At 70.1% G+C, this 13748-nt stretch carries 10 protein-coding genes; 5 read left to right on the plus strand and 5 right to left on the minus strand.

The window, feature by feature from the left end; translation table 11 throughout:
• Positions 1 to 36: 36 nt before the first annotated feature.
• The 3 genes from LUX31_RS08105 to LUX31_RS08115 all read right to left on the minus strand — a co-directional run bounded on the left by LUX31_RS08105 (position 37) and on the right by LUX31_RS08115 (position 3588).
• The gene (locus LUX31_RS08105) at positions 37 to 732 is read right to left on the minus strand and encodes a ThuA domain-containing protein (RefSeq protein WP_235474097.1); all 696 of its coding nucleotides are present in this window, start codon (positions 730 to 732) and stop codon (positions 37 to 39) included.
• 11 nt (positions 733 to 743) lie between these two features.
• On the minus strand, positions 744 to 2861 hold the full coding sequence (gene ligA / locus LUX31_RS08110) for an NAD-dependent DNA ligase LigA (RefSeq protein ID WP_235474098.1): 2118 nt from the start codon (positions 2859 to 2861) through the stop codon (positions 744 to 746).
• 79 nt (positions 2862 to 2940) lie between these two features.
• Complete coding sequence (locus tag LUX31_RS08115; RefSeq protein ID WP_235479835.1) at positions 2941 to 3588, minus strand: DUF4389 domain-containing protein; 648 nt, start codon at positions 3586 to 3588, stop codon at positions 2941 to 2943.
• Between the two features lie 71 nt (positions 3589 to 3659).
• Between LUX31_RS08115 and LUX31_RS08120 the strand changes: the two genes are divergently transcribed.
• Complete coding sequence (locus LUX31_RS08120; RefSeq protein ID WP_235474099.1) at positions 3660 to 4124, plus strand: 2'-5' RNA ligase family protein; 465 nt, start codon at positions 3660 to 3662, stop codon at positions 4122 to 4124.
• 108 nt (positions 4125 to 4232) lie between these two features.
• Complete coding sequence (locus LUX31_RS08125) at positions 4233 to 4679, plus strand: VOC family protein (protein WP_235474100.1); 447 nt, start codon at positions 4233 to 4235, stop codon at positions 4677 to 4679.
• Between the two features lie 57 nt (positions 4680 to 4736).
• Here the strand turns inward: LUX31_RS08125 and LUX31_RS08130 are convergent, their stop codons facing one another.
• Complete coding sequence (locus LUX31_RS08130; protein ID WP_235474101.1) at positions 4737 to 5426, minus strand: helix-turn-helix domain-containing protein; 690 nt, start codon at positions 5424 to 5426, stop codon at positions 4737 to 4739.
• Between the two features lie 237 nt (positions 5427 to 5663).
• Positions 5664 to 6821: a YihY/virulence factor BrkB family protein gene (locus tag LUX31_RS08135; protein WP_235474102.1), complete on the minus strand. Its 1158-nt coding sequence runs from the start codon at positions 6819 to 6821 to the stop codon at positions 5664 to 5666.
• Between the two features lie 665 nt (positions 6822 to 7486).
• On the opposite strand from LUX31_RS08135, the gene LUX31_RS08140 reads away from it, so the two are divergent.
• From LUX31_RS08140 to LUX31_RS08150, 3 genes are read left to right on the plus strand one after another with little or no spacing between them, the layout of a single operon-like run.
• Positions 7487 to 8752, plus strand: a complete 1266-nt coding sequence (locus LUX31_RS08140) for a heparan-alpha-glucosaminide N-acetyltransferase domain-containing protein (protein WP_235474103.1) — start codon at positions 7487 to 7489, stop codon at positions 8750 to 8752.
• Positions 8753 to 8775: 23 nt separating this feature from the next.
• Positions 8776 to 11415: a Pls/PosA family non-ribosomal peptide synthetase gene (locus LUX31_RS08145; RefSeq protein WP_443046044.1), complete on the plus strand. Its 2640-nt coding sequence runs from the start codon at positions 8776 to 8778 to the stop codon at positions 11413 to 11415.
• On the plus strand, positions 11412 to 13745 hold the full coding sequence (locus LUX31_RS08150) for a non-ribosomal peptide synthetase (protein ID WP_235474105.1): 2334 nt from the start codon (positions 11412 to 11414) through the stop codon (positions 13743 to 13745). Before LUX31_RS08145 ends, LUX31_RS08150 begins: the two co-directional genes overlap by 4 nt.
• The last annotated feature ends 3 nt before the right edge of the window (positions 13746 to 13748 follow it).

Genomic DNA, 13748 nt, shown 5'->3' on the forward strand with positions numbered 1-13748 from the left:
TGGCCTCGCTGTCCTGGCAGTTCCGCCGCCTGTTCCTCAGACGAGTCCGGGAGTGCCCGCGCCCCTGAAGGGGTGCCTCTGACTCAGGCCCGTTGCCCAGGTGATGCCGCCCAGCAGGTGGGCGCGGAAGTCCGGGTCGTCGTATGCCTCCTCGGCGTGGCCGAGAGCGGTGTAAAAGACTCGGCCGTTGCCCGCGCCATGCTCTCTGCACCACGCCAACGGGTGGTCGTCGCCCATTCCTCCGCCCTCGTAGGAGGACTCGTCGGCGGAGATGAGTATGTGGGCCGTGGTTCGGGGGTTGGTGCGGAAGTCGTACCACTCGTCGGTGAACTGCCAGACTTCCGGCAGGTGGGCGGTCGCGGGGTGGTCGTGGTCCTCGACCATCGCCTTGCCGGGCTGGTACGCCGGGTGTTGGGCGAACCAGGCGCCGAGCAACTCGCCGTAGTACGGCCAGTCGTACTCCGTGCAGGCCGCCGCGTGTATGCCGACGAACCCGCCGCCCGCCTCGACGTATGCGGCGAGCCGCTCGCGCCCGGTGGGTGTCAGCACCTCGCCGCTGGTGGAGAGGAACACGACGGCCGCGTACCCGTCCAGGGGCCGCTCGAAGGCCTCGGGCTCCTCGGTGTGGTCCACCTCGAAGTCGCCGAGTGTGCGTACGGCGGCCACGGCGGCCGGGATGGAGTCGTGCCGGAAGGCGGTCGTGCGGGTGTAGACGAGGAGGTTGGGTGCCATGGACGACGAGCTTATGCGGCGGGGGCGTCCGGTCCCAGGGGGTCGAGGTGGTCGGCGACGAGGGCCGCGAACTCGTCCGGGGTGGCCAGGCGGACGCCGAGTGTCTCGGCCTTGGCGCGCTTCGAGCCGGCGCCTTCTCCGGCGACGACCAAGGTGGTCTTCTTGGAGACGCTGGAGGAGGAGCGGCCTCCGGCGCGTTCGATGAGCTCGTTCATCTGGTTGCGGCTGAGCTTCTCCAGGGCTCCGGTCATGGCGCCGGTGACGACCACCGTCATCCCTGCCAGGGGGCCGTTCGTCGTGTCCGCGGCCTCCGGGAGGCCGTCGTCGGCGGCATCGGTCGTGGGGGTGGGCGGGGTGGCGCCGGGTTCCGTCATGTTCACCCCGGCCGCGACGAGTCTGTCGATGAGCGGGGCCAGTTCGGTCAGTTCGGCGACGATGGACGGGGCCTTCTCGGTGCCGATGCCCTCGACCTGGCGCATCGCTTCGGCGTCCGCGGCGCGGATGTTGTCCATCGTGGCGAAGTACCGGGCGATACGGCGGGACATGGAGCGGCCGGTGCCACGTACCCCGAGGGCGCACAGCACGCGCGACAGGGGCTGGCCCTTCGCCGCGCCGATCGCGGCGAGGAGGTTGTCGGTGCTCGTCTCGCCCATCCGCTCCAGGGCCAGCAACTGCTCCCGGGTGAGGGCGAACAGGTCGGCGAGATCCTTCACCAGGCCGGCGTCGACGAGTTGGACGACGCGGGTGTGGCCGAGGCCCTCGATGTCGAGCTGGTCGCGGCCGGCCGCGTAGGAGAGGGCGGCGACCAGGTGGCAGTTACGGCCGTTCTCGCAGCGCCAGCGCTGTTCGCTGGTGTCGATGGCCGCCCCGCAGCGCGGACACACCTCGGGGAAGACGATCGGCTGCTCGTCGCCCGTACGAAGGTGGGCGACGGGGGCTTCCACGCGCGGGATGACATCGCCGGCGCGATGGACCATGACGTGGTCGCCCAGACGCAGGTCACGGCGGGTGATGTCGTTGGGGTTGTGGAGGGTCGCGTACGTGATGGTGGCGCCGTCGATCTCCACCGGCTCCAGGACCGCGCGCGGGGCGATGATCCCGGTGCAGCCCACGTTCCACTCCACATCGAGGAGCCGGGTGATCTTCTCCACGGCGGGCAGCTTGTAGGCGATCGCCCAGCGCGGCGCACGCGACCCCGACCCTGCGGCCTGCTGGTCGGCGGCCAGGTCGGCCTTGATGACGATCCCGTCGATCCCGAACGGCAGCTCCGCCCGCAGTGCGCCGATCTCCGTGACCCGGGCCATCACCTGCTCGACCGTGTCACAGGTGACACCGGGTACGGCGGTGGTCGCGGTGGTGTTCACGCCCAGCTCACCCGCCAGGGTCATGAGGTCACTGTGCGCGAGCCCGCCCAGCCGGTCCGCGAGCTGTGTCCCGGTGTCGGCGAGGGGCAGCAGGCCGTAGCCGAAGAACGTCATCGGCACCGTGTACGCGCGCTCCTTGGCGCGCAGGGTGCCCGCCGAGGCTCCACGCGGATTGGCGAACGGTGCCCCACCGTGGGTCGTGCGCACCTCGTTGGCGTACTCGAACTGGGCGCTGGTCATCAGGACTTCGCCGCGCACCTCCACCGTCACCGGTTCGGCCAGCTCGGCGGGCAGGCCCTCGACGGTGCCGATGGCGTGCGAGACGTCCTCGCCGGCTCTCCCGTCGCCGCGGGTGATCAGCCGGGTGAGGCGGCCGTGGGTGTAGCGGGCGGCGATCGCGAGTCCGTCGAGCTTCGGCTCCACGCTGAACCGCTCCACCTCGTGGCCGATACGGCGGGCCAGCGACGCGGTCCAGGCGGTGAACTCCTCCGGCGAGAACACGTTGTCCAGGCTCAGCATCTCGACGGTGTGCGGGACATCGCCTTCCACGGCGCCCCCGGCGACCTTCCCGGTCGGCGACTCGGGCAGCACCTGCTCGGGATGGTCGGCCTCCCAGGCCGCGATGCCGCGTACGAGCCTGTCGTAGGCGTCGTCGTCCAGCACCGAGGTGCCGCCCTCGTAATAGGCGGCCGACGCCTTCACCGCGTCCTCGACCGCCTGCGCGTAGGCGACGGCATCCACGATCACTGCAACTGGTGTGGTCATGCCCGCCATCCTGCACGCCACCACTGACAACGCCCTCCGGACGCGGTGCGCCCGGTGTTCTCGCCGTGCCCGATGTGGGTCACGGCTCGCTCGGGCCCTGGTCGAGGCGGAACGGCGGATAGGTGTCCGTCATCAGTGCCGCGTACGCCACGACGCGGGCCGTCCAGCGGTGCAGGCCGACGTTGAGGTCGTACATGCCGCGCGGATAGCGGCCCGTGAAGAGCAGGGAGACGCCCGCGTAGAAGGCCAGCAGGCCCGCGAGGCCTCCCACGCAGCGTGCGCCGCCCTCGAAGACGGCGACCACCAGCAGCTGCGGCAGCACCAGCAGCCACCACTTGACGAGCACGAGCCCGCGCGAGAGCTGTTCGGGCCGGGCCACCTCCAGGTGGGCCGGATAGTCGGGCACGTCCGCGAGCGTGAACGGCGGATAGCGGTCGGTGCCGAGGGAGCCGTACGTGTAGTACGCCACCCGCCAACTCCAGCGCAGGACACCGACGTTGAAGGTGAACAGGGCGCGTGGATAGGCGCCGGTGAACAGGATCGCGAAGAAGGCGATCACGGTGACGAGGAGGAAGGCGAGCCAGAGGAAGAGGAGGACGACGTAGTGCGGGATCGCCAGCACCCACTTGACCAGCCACAACCAGCGGGAGAGGACGGGGTCGTACACCGCTTCCACGGTGACCGGACTCCTCGGTTGCTCGAACAGCGCGTTGCTCGTGTGGGCCATGACGTTCGCCTCTCCCGGGCGGGTACGGAACAGCGCCGTGCCCGTCTCCTCTCCTCTGCTGGACAGGTGCGGTGACAGGTACATCGACAAGAGCAGGGCAGACAGCACTCAGCACTCGTCGTGCGGATTCCCTCGGCGGAGTCCCCTTTCTCCCCGCGAGCGGAATCGACGGCGCCACCCTCGCCGCTCTCGGCGAGGTGCTCGGACGGCACGCTTCCTTCGAGGTCCGGTTCGAGCGCTGCGCGCGGCTTCCGGGGCTGCTGTATCTCGCTCCGGAACCGGACGCGCCGTTCCGTCGGCTCACCGGGGCGATCACGGACCGGTGGCCGGAAACCCCGCCGTACGGCGGGAAGTTCGACGACGTCGTCCCGCATCTCACCGTCGCCCAACGGCAGGAGAACGTCGCCGTCCTGGAGGAGGTGGAGGCCGACCTGAACGGCCGTCTTCCCTTCACCGCCGAGGTGTCGTCGGTCGACCTCGTGGTGCACGACGGCACCCGATGGCAGCACCGGATGTCGTTCCCGCTCCGCCGGTGAACAGTTCTCTCTTCCACTATCGGCACCCTCGGCCGTGCCCGCAACCGGGGTCCCGACACGTCCGATTCGTTCAAGACCTGCTGCCGCCGACCCTCCTAACGTGGCCGTATGACTACACAACCGTCCTCACAACCATCCTCACGACCGTCCTCACGACCGACTCCCCGCTTCGACGCCATCGGCATCGTCACCGCCGACCTCGCCGCCTCCGTCGCCTTCTACCGCCGGCTCGGGCTCGACATCCCCGAGGGAGCCGAGAATCAGCCGCATGTCGAGGCCCAACTGCCGGGCGGACTACGGCTGTTGCTCGACACGGAGGAGACCGTCCGGTCCTTCCATCCCGACTGGCAGCGGCCGAGTGGCGGTGGGCGGATCGGGCTGGCCTTCCTGTGCGGGTCGGCTGCCGAAGTCGACGCGCTGTACGAGGAGTTGGTGGGGGCGGGGTATGGGAGTGAGTTGAAGCCGTGGGATGCGGTTTGGGGGCAGCGGTATGCGTGCGTGCTTGATCCTGATGGCAATGGGGTCGACTTGTTCGCTCCGCGGGACGTGCAGTGATTTGCCCGCAGGTCGGTGGGGGCTGGTCGCGCAGTTCCCCGCGCCCCTAAGGGGGGCTCAGCCCCCTTCGTTCAACAGTTGCCGCAGCGATGCTCCCGCCAACTCCCTTACCTCCCGGGACAAGTGAGCCTGGTCCGCGTACCCCGCTCGTGTCGCCGCCGCCGCGAAGGGGACTCCCTCCCTCGCCAGGGCCAGTGCGCGCTGCATGCGGAGGATGCGGGCCAGGGTCTTGGGGCCGTAGCCGAAGGCGGACAGGGAGCGGCGGTGCAACTGGCGGGCGCTCAGGCCCAGTTCGTCTGCGGTACGGCCCACCGGGCGGCCCGATTGCAGGGCCGCCACCAGGCCGCCCAGCAGGGGATCCGGCGGAGGTGTGTCCGCCGCCCGTTCCAGTGCCAGCTGCTCAAGCGCCGTCGCCGGATCCGGCGCCGCGTCGACACGTGCCCTGAGCCGCCGCACCTCCGCCGCTCCCCACAGGTCGGCCAACTCGACGCGCCGGTCTCGGAGTTCGTGCGCGGGCACGCCGAGCAGGGTCGGCGCCGTGCCGGGTCGGAAGCGGACGCCCGCCCAGCGGACGGGGGCGCCCTCGGGGACGTACGGGCGGGTGTCGGGGCCCGCGACCAGCAGGCGGCCCTCGCGCCAGAGCAGGTCCATGCAGCCGTCGGGCAGGACGGGCCGCGCGCCGGGCCCGGCCGGGGTGTTCGTCCACACCACCGCGCCCGGCAGCCGGGAGGGCCGTTCCTCGTACACGTACGAAAGGCTACGCCGCCACGAGGCACGTCTGCGCGCCGAGTCGGATTCGCCCCCGCCCCCAGACCCCCCTTCGTCCTCAAACGCCGGACGGGCTGACATACCCAGCCCGTCCGGCGTTTGAGGACAAGGCCCCTTCAGGGCCGGAGCGGGGGTCTGGGGGCGGCAGCCCCCAGAAGGATGGGACGGGTAGGGGCGGCGGGGGCGAAGAAAAGCCCGGCCTCACCCCACCCCCCGTCACTTCGCGGAGGGCGGCCCCTCCCCCGTCTTGGGTGTGCTCTTCACATGCGCCCGCAGGCGGGACGTCACGTCCTCCGGGGGCAGGAAGCGGGACCAGCGTTCCGGGAACTCGGAGGGCATGTCCGCCGGGTCGTCGGGGTCGTCGTCGTGCTCGTAGGTGCGGGCGGCGGTCATCCGGGCGACGTACTCCGCGGCCTCCTCCTCGCGGAGCCTCTCGTTCGCGGCACGCGCGGCGGCCGTGGAGGCGGCCGGCCAGACACGGTCGATCGCCGCGTTGACGGCGGCCCCGACGAGCACGGCGAAGGCCGAGACACCGACCCACAGGAGGACGGCGACAGCGGCGGCGAGCGATCCGTAGATCGTCGCGCCCTCGATCGTCTTGGTCAGGTAGATGCGCAGCAGGAAACTGCCGAGCACCCACATCCCGAGGGCCACCAGCGCGCCCGGCACGTCCTCGATCCACGGTGAGCGCACCGGGACCGACACATGGAACAGCGTCGTCAGGAAGGCGATGGAGAGGAGGATGACGACGGGCCAGTACAGGACCTGTACGAGCGTCTCCGACCATGGCAGGACGTTCAGTACGGCGTCCGGGCCCGCCACCATCAGCGGCAGCGCGACCGAGCCGATCAACAGGGCTACGACGAACAGGACGAAGGCGACGAGCCTGGTTTTCACGATCCCTCGGACACCGTCCAGGCCGTACATGACGGTGATGGTGTCGATGAAGACGTTCACCGCGCGGGAGCCGGACCAGAGGGCGAACAGGAACCCTATGGAGATGACGTCGGGCCGGCCGCCCTTCATCACGTCGTCCAGGATCGGCCGGGCGATCTCCGTGACGCCCTTGTCGGACAGGACCGTCCGGGACGCCTCCAGGATGTTGGTCTCCAGACTGGTGATGGTGTCGGTGCCGGTCCAGTCGTCGACGTAGCCGAGCAGGCCGATCAGGCTCAGCAGCAGCGGCGGCACGGACAGCAGCGTGAAGAAGGCCGCCTCCGCGGCCAGACCCAGGATCCGGTACTCGATGCACGAGTTGACGGTGTCCTTGAGCAACAGCCATGCGGTCCTGCGCTTCGAGACGTTCCGGTAGAGGACGCGCGCGCGATGGAGTCGGCCGCTGGGGCTCTCGGGAAGTTCACTTGCTGCCTGCACGCCCTAACGGTATCGGGCGGGCGGTACCTCTCTCACCCTCCGGTGCCCCGGTCAGGGCCCGGCACCCGTGCGCCGCTCCCTCCCCTTCCTTCCCGTGACGCGGCAGAAAACGAAGGGAAACCCAGTGGAAACGGAAAGGAACGATTCAGCAGGAAAATCGAATACTATTTCTGTCATGCACTTGGCGGCCATATTTCGGCGCGCCCAAACGGAATACCGCCCGGCAATTACACCTGCCCTACGGAAAGCTCCCAGGTGAGGGGTCCGCACACGCAGTCGCATTCCGTACGAAAAGTCGTGACTCTGTAACAGGAAAGCGACATTACGCCGGTGACGCTTGACCCGTTCATAACCGGGTCGAAACAATTCGGATTGCATTCTCCGGGGCACACCCACCCAAGGGAGTGCGAAGCATCACGACACGGGGGCATCCGGGCTCCGACCAAGCCCGATCGAGCCGCGTTGCCTGTGATCCGCACGGAAAACGTGCGGATCGACGCCGTGCCGCACGCCGCGCTCATCGACATTTTCCACTGACACGTCAATTCGTCCAGCACGCCATTTCCCATATCGCGTCAACTGTCACTCCCGCTCACAGCTGCACCGCGGGCGTACGGCGGACGTGAAATCCATCGTGCCAATTTTCCCATTTACGGAGCTACCTCATGCCTTTATCGACACCGCGCATCGCCGGTGTGGACGTGGCCCGTGGCCTCGCGTTACTCGGTATGTTCTCCGTGCATGTATTCGGAGCGTTCGAGCCGGACGATTCACCGACGGTGGCCTGGCAGCTGGCGGGCGGCCGGTCCTCGGCGACCTTCGCGCTGGTCGCCGGCGTCGGCCTGGCCTTCACGACCGGCGGCCGTACGCCCCGGGTCGACCGCGGCTCGCTCGCCTCGGTCGCCGCACGGGCACTGTCCGTCGGTCTGATCGGGCTGACCTTGGGCTACGCCGCCAACGCGGCCGGCCTCGAAGTCGACGTCATCCTCGCCTTCTACGCCCTGTTGTTCCTGCTCGCGCTGCCTCTGCTGGCCCTGCGGGCACGGACGTTGGCCTGTATCGCCCTCGGGCTGGGCGTGGTCGCGCCCTTCCTCGTCCACCTGTTGCAGGGAGCGCTGCCCGAACCCGCCTTCGACGGTGACCCGACGCTCCAGGACGTCGTCACCGACCCGGCCGGTCTCCTCGGCGACCTCCTGGTCCACGGCGACTATCCGGTCCTGGCGTGGACGGCGTACCTCTGCGCCGGGCTCGCCATCGGGCGCCTCGACCTCTTCGACCGGCGCACCGCGACCCGGCTGCTGACCGCCGGACTGGCGCTCGCCGCCTCCTCCTGGCTGGTCTGCTCGCTGTGGCTCTTCCGCTGGGGCGGCCTTGAGCGGCTCCAGGAGAATGAGTTCTACGACACGACCGGGCCGCACGCCCGCGACGAGGCCCTGTGGGACACCCCGGACGGCGAGACCTGGTGGTCGATGCTCTCCCGGGCCCCGCACGCCACCTCGCCGTTCGACGTACTGCACACCCTCGGCTCGGCCACCGCACTGCTCGCGGCGGTCCTGCTGCTGACCCGGATCACCGTGGTGCGGCGCGCGCTGCTCCCGCTGGCGGCCGCCGGAAGCATGCCGCTGACCCTCTACACCGCCCATGTCCTGTTCCTCGCCACCGGAGCCCTGAACGGCTCCCCCGACCTCCAGTACGCCGTACTGGTCGCGGGCTCGCTGCTCTTCGCGGTCGTCTGGCGGCTCACCAGGGGCCGGGGACCCCTGGAGGCCCTGGTCGCGAAGCCGGCACGGGAGGCCCGGACATGGGTGCGGGGACGGGGCCGGGAAACAGGCCGGGAACAGGGGACCCCGGCCGCCGCTCGACCGGTCGTCCACCGATCCGCGCCGACCGAATCAGCCGACCGAACCGAAAGCCAGGACCAGCACCGCTAAGGAGCTTCATCGTGGGGGGAACAATGGGGGGAAAACCGGTCGAGTTGGCGTCCATACCGCCGACCGATCCGATCAAGCAGACGCAGCAAACGCAGTTGTCCGGCGCCGGGGGTGACATCGAGCGGATCCTCGCCGAGGTGCTCGCCGGGGTCGTGAAGACGGACCAAGTACCGCTCGACAGCCACTTCTTCGACGATCTCGGCGCCAACTCCCTGGTCATGGCGCACTTCTGTGCCCGCGTCAGGAAGCGCGACGATCTGCCGTCGGTGTCGATGAAGGACGTGTACGGCCATCCGACGATCCGGAGTCTGGCGGCGGCGCTCGGCGGCGCCCCGGCCGAGGCGCCCGCCGCACCGCCCGCCGAGGCCCCGGCGCCCGGCAGTGGCCTGCGGTATGTCCTGTGCGGGGCAGCGCAGTTGCTGGTCTTCGCCGCGTACTGCTTCCTCACGGGGCTCGTCACCGTCGAGGGCTACGAGTGGATCAACGCCGGTGCGGGGGCCGTCGACGTCTATGTGCGGTCGGTCGTGTTCGGCGGTGCCGTCTTCGTCGGGATGTGCACCCTGCCGGTGGTCGCCAAGTGGGTGCTGATCGGCCGCTGGAAGACGACCGAGTTCCCGGTGTGGGGCCTCGCCTATCTGCGCTTCTGGACCGTGAAGGCGCTGCTGCACGCCAACCCGATGGTCCTGTTCGCCGGTAACCCGCTCTACGTGCTCTATCTGCGGGCGCTCGGCGCGCGGATCGGCAAGGGCGTCACGATTCTCTCGCCCAGCCTCCCGGTCTGCACCGACCTGCTCACGGTCGGCGCGGGCACGGTGATCCGCAAGGACGCCCACTTCCTCTGCTACCGGGCCGTCGCCGGCCGTATCCAGACCGGCCCGGTCACCCTGGGCAGGGATGTGTACGTCGGCGAGAAGACCGTCCTCGACATCGGCACCTCGATCGGTGACGGCGCCCAACTCGGCCACTCGTCCACCCTGTTCGAGGGCCAGGCGGTCCCGGCGGGCCTGCGCTGGCACGGCTCGCCCGCCCAGCCCACGGACGTGGACTACGTACGGGTCCCCGCGGCCCCCTGCTCCACCGCCCGCCGGGCCGCCTACGGCCTCGCGAGTCTCCTGCAACTCCTGCTGTTCTACGTGCCGTTGGCGGTCGGGGGCGGCTATCTGCTGCTGGACCTGGTTCCCCGGCTGGACGCGCTGTTCGACCCGGACGTGGCCGACATGTCCTCGGTCCGCTTCTACGCCGAGGCCCTGGGCGTGTCCCTCGCGCTCTTCGTCGCCGTGATGGTCGTCGGAGCCGTGAGCGTGTCCGTGGTCCCCCGGCTGCTGAACCTGGTGATCCGGCCGGACCGGGTGTATCCGCTGTACGGCCTGCACTACGGGGCGCAGCGGGCCATCACCCGCATGACCAACCTGAAGTTCTTCCTGTGGCTGACGGGCGACAGCTCGTACGTCGTCCACTATCTGCGGGCCATCGGCTACGACCTCTCGCACGTCGAGCAGACCGGCTCCAACTTCGGTACGGAGGTACGGCAGGAGACCCCCTACCTGGTCTCCGTCGGCCGCGGCACGATGGTCGCCGACGGGCTGTCGGTCCTCAACGCCGACTACTCGGGTACGTCGTTCCGCGTCTCGCGGGCGGAGATCGGGCCGCACAGCTTCCTCGGCAACCACATCGCGTATCCGTCCGGGGGCAGGACCGGTGGGAACGTCCTGCTCGCGACCAAGGTGATGGTCCCGCTCGACGGTGAAGTCCGGGAGAACGTCGGCCTGTTGGGCTCGCCGTCCTTCGAGATCCCGCGGACGGTGGAGCGGGACAGCAGCTTCGACCATCTGCGCGAGGGCGAGGAGTTCGTCCGCCGGCTCGCCGCGAAGAACCGCTACAACCTGCGCACGATGGGCCTGTTCCTGTTCGTCCGCTGGCTGCACTCCCTGCTCTTCACGGTGCTCGGCTTCGCGGCCCTCGCCGTGCACGGCACGCACGGCGTCGCCGCCGGTGCGCTGGTCGGCGCCTCCCTGGTCCTCGGGCTCGTGCTGACCGCCGGGTACTACGTGCTCGTCGAGCGGCTCATCACCCGGTTCCGGCCGCTGGTACCCCGGTTGTGCTCCATCTACGACCCGCACTTCTGGTGGCAGGAGCGGCTGTGGAAGGTGCCCTCCGCCTTCCTCGTCGCGCTCAACGGCACGCCGTTCAAGAACCTGGCCTGGCGGCTGCTGGGCGTGCGGATCGGGCGCCGGGTCTTCGACGACGGCGCCGCCATCACCGAGCGCACCCTCACCACGATCGGCGACGACTGCACACTCGGCCCGCGCAGCGTCCTCCAGTCCCACTCGCAGGAGGACGGCACCTTCAAGTCCGACCACATCGTCCTCGGCGCGGGCGTCACGGTCGGCACGGCCGCACTCGTGCACTACGGGGTGTCGATGGGCGACGGATCCCAACTCGCCCCGGACTCCTTCCTGATGAAGGGCGAGGACGTCCCGTGCCTGGCCCGCTGGGGCGGAAACCCGGCGGTGCCGCTGCGCAGCGACCAGATCGTCCTCACCGCACGGTCCAACCGGCCCGCACTGACCGCGCGGACCACACACACCGCACTGACGACACAGACCGACCGGCTCGCACAGCCCGGCCGGACCGCAGAGATTTCGACGGGGGCAGAACGATGACCACGATTCCACGCTGGATATCCGGCCCGGTCCCGGGCGAGAACCCGCAGAACGGGCCCCACTCGGTGTACGCCGAGTACGAGGTCCCGCTCGACGCCAGCCTGTTGAGGTCGGCCTCGTTCGAGTCTGCGCTGCTCGCCGCGCACGCCAAGGTGCTCGCCGCGCTCTCCGGCGAGCGGGAGGTCACCACCGGGTACGTGGCGGTGAAGGGGCAACCGCCCGTGGCCCGCCGGATGCTGGTCGGCCCCGGCTCCTGGCGGCAGCTGCTGGCGATGACGGACCTCGCCGACGAGGTGGGCGGGGCGGACGAGCCGCCGTACGAGACCGTCCTCGACCCGCACGGGGTCGAACTCGCCGACGACGGCGCTGTGTTGTACGTGAGTGTCGGCGAGCGCACCCTGCGGCTGCGTCACCGCACCGATGTCCTCGACACCGAGGCGGCTGCCCGGATCGCCGGCTACCACCTCACCGCGCTCTCCCTGATGGCCGCCGACCCGGACGCCGACCACGAGGGTCAGAGCCTGCTGTCCGGTGCCGAACTCGCCTTCCAGCTCGACGGGTTGGCGGGCCCGGAGCGTGAACTCCCGGACCGCCGGGTGCACGAGCTGTTCGAGGAGCGGGTCCGCAAGCACCCGGACGCGGTCGCGGCCGTGCAGGGCGGCACGGAGTGGACCTACCGGCAGCTCAACTCCCGGGCGAACCAGGTCGGTCGGGCCCTGCTGGCCCGTGGGCTGGCCCGTGAGGGTGTCGTCGCCGTGGTCACCGAGCGCAACCTCGACTGGATGGCCGCCGTGCTCGGGGTGCTCAAGGCGGGCGGTGTCTATCTGCCGGTCGAGCCGCACTTCCCGGCCGGGCGCATCACCGCCACCCTCACCCGCGCCGAGTGCGCGTTCGTCGTCACCGAGCACGGCAGCACCACCACGCTCGACGCGACGGGGACGGACGTACCGAGGCTGTACGTCGACGAGATCGGGGTGGAGGGGCACGCGGACGACGACCTCGGGGTGCGCGTCACCGCCGATCAACTGGCCTATATCTACTTCACGTCCGGGTCGACGGGTGAGCCCAAGGGCGCGATGTGCGAGCACGCGGGCTTCGTCAACCATGTCCTCGCCAAGCTGGAGGACCTGGAGGTCGGCGAGGGGCAGACGGTCGCGCAGACCGCTCCGCAGTGTTTCGACATCTCGCTGTGGCAGCTGGTGTCCGCGCTGCTCGTCGGCGGCCGGACGCTGCTGGTCGGACAGGACGTGATCCTGGACGTGGCCCGGTTCGTGGACACGATCGTGGACGGTGGGGTCAATGTGCTCCAGATCGTGCCGTCGTATCTCGAAGCGGTGCTCGCCGAGTTGGAGCAGCGGCCCCGTGAACTCCCCGATCTGCACTGTGTGTCGGTGACCGGGGAGGCGGTGAAGCGGGAGCTGGTGCAGCGCTGGTTCGCCGCACAGCCCGGCATCAGGGTCGCCAACGCCTATGGCCTGACGGAGACTTCGGACGACACCAACCACGAGGTGATGGACCGGGTGCCCGACGGGCCCCGCGTTCCGCTCGGGCGGCCCGTGCGCAACGTCCGCGTGTACGTGGTCGACGAGCACCTCTCGCCCGTGCCGCTCGGGGCACCCGGGGAGATCGTGTTCTCCGGGGTGTGTGTCGGGCGCGGGTACGTCAACGACCCCGAGCGCACGGCCGCCGCCTTCACGCTGGACCCGTACCGGCCCGGTGAGCGGCTCTACCGCAGCGGTGACCACGGGCGCTGGCTGCCCGACGGCAGGCTGGAGTTCCTCGGCCGCCGGGACACCCAGGTGAAGCTGCGGGGCTTCCGGATCGAGATCGGCGAGATCGAGAACGCGCTGCTGCGGGCGCCCGGCGTCCGGGACGGCGCCGTGGTGGTCGTACGGGGTGCACGGCTGGTGGCGTTCTGCACCGGCGCCGAACTCGTGGACGTACAGGCGCGGTTGGCCGAGTCGCTGCCCGCGTACATGGTTCCGGCGGCCGTGCACTGGCGGGAGCGGCTGCCGCTCACCCCCAACGGCAAGACCGACCGCAGGACGCTCACCGCGCTCGCCGAGGAACTCGACACCGCCGAGGAGGGCGTGCGGGGGCCGGAGACGGCCGGTGAGCGGCGTCTCGCCGCCGCCTGGGCCGACGTGCTCGGGGTTCCGGCCGACCGGATCGGGCGCCTGGACCACTTCTTCGACCGGGGCGGCACCTCGCTGTCGGCCGTCCGGCTCGCGATCGCCCTGGACCGGGCGATCACCCTCAAGGACGTCATCCGCCACCCGGTCCTCGCGGACCTGGCCGAGCTGCTCGAATCGCCGGCCGCCACCGCCTGACGA

Source organism: Streptomyces sp. GQFP, assembly GCF_021545335.1.
Classification (GTDB): Bacteria; Actinomycetota; Actinomycetes; order Streptomycetales; family Streptomycetaceae; genus Streptomyces.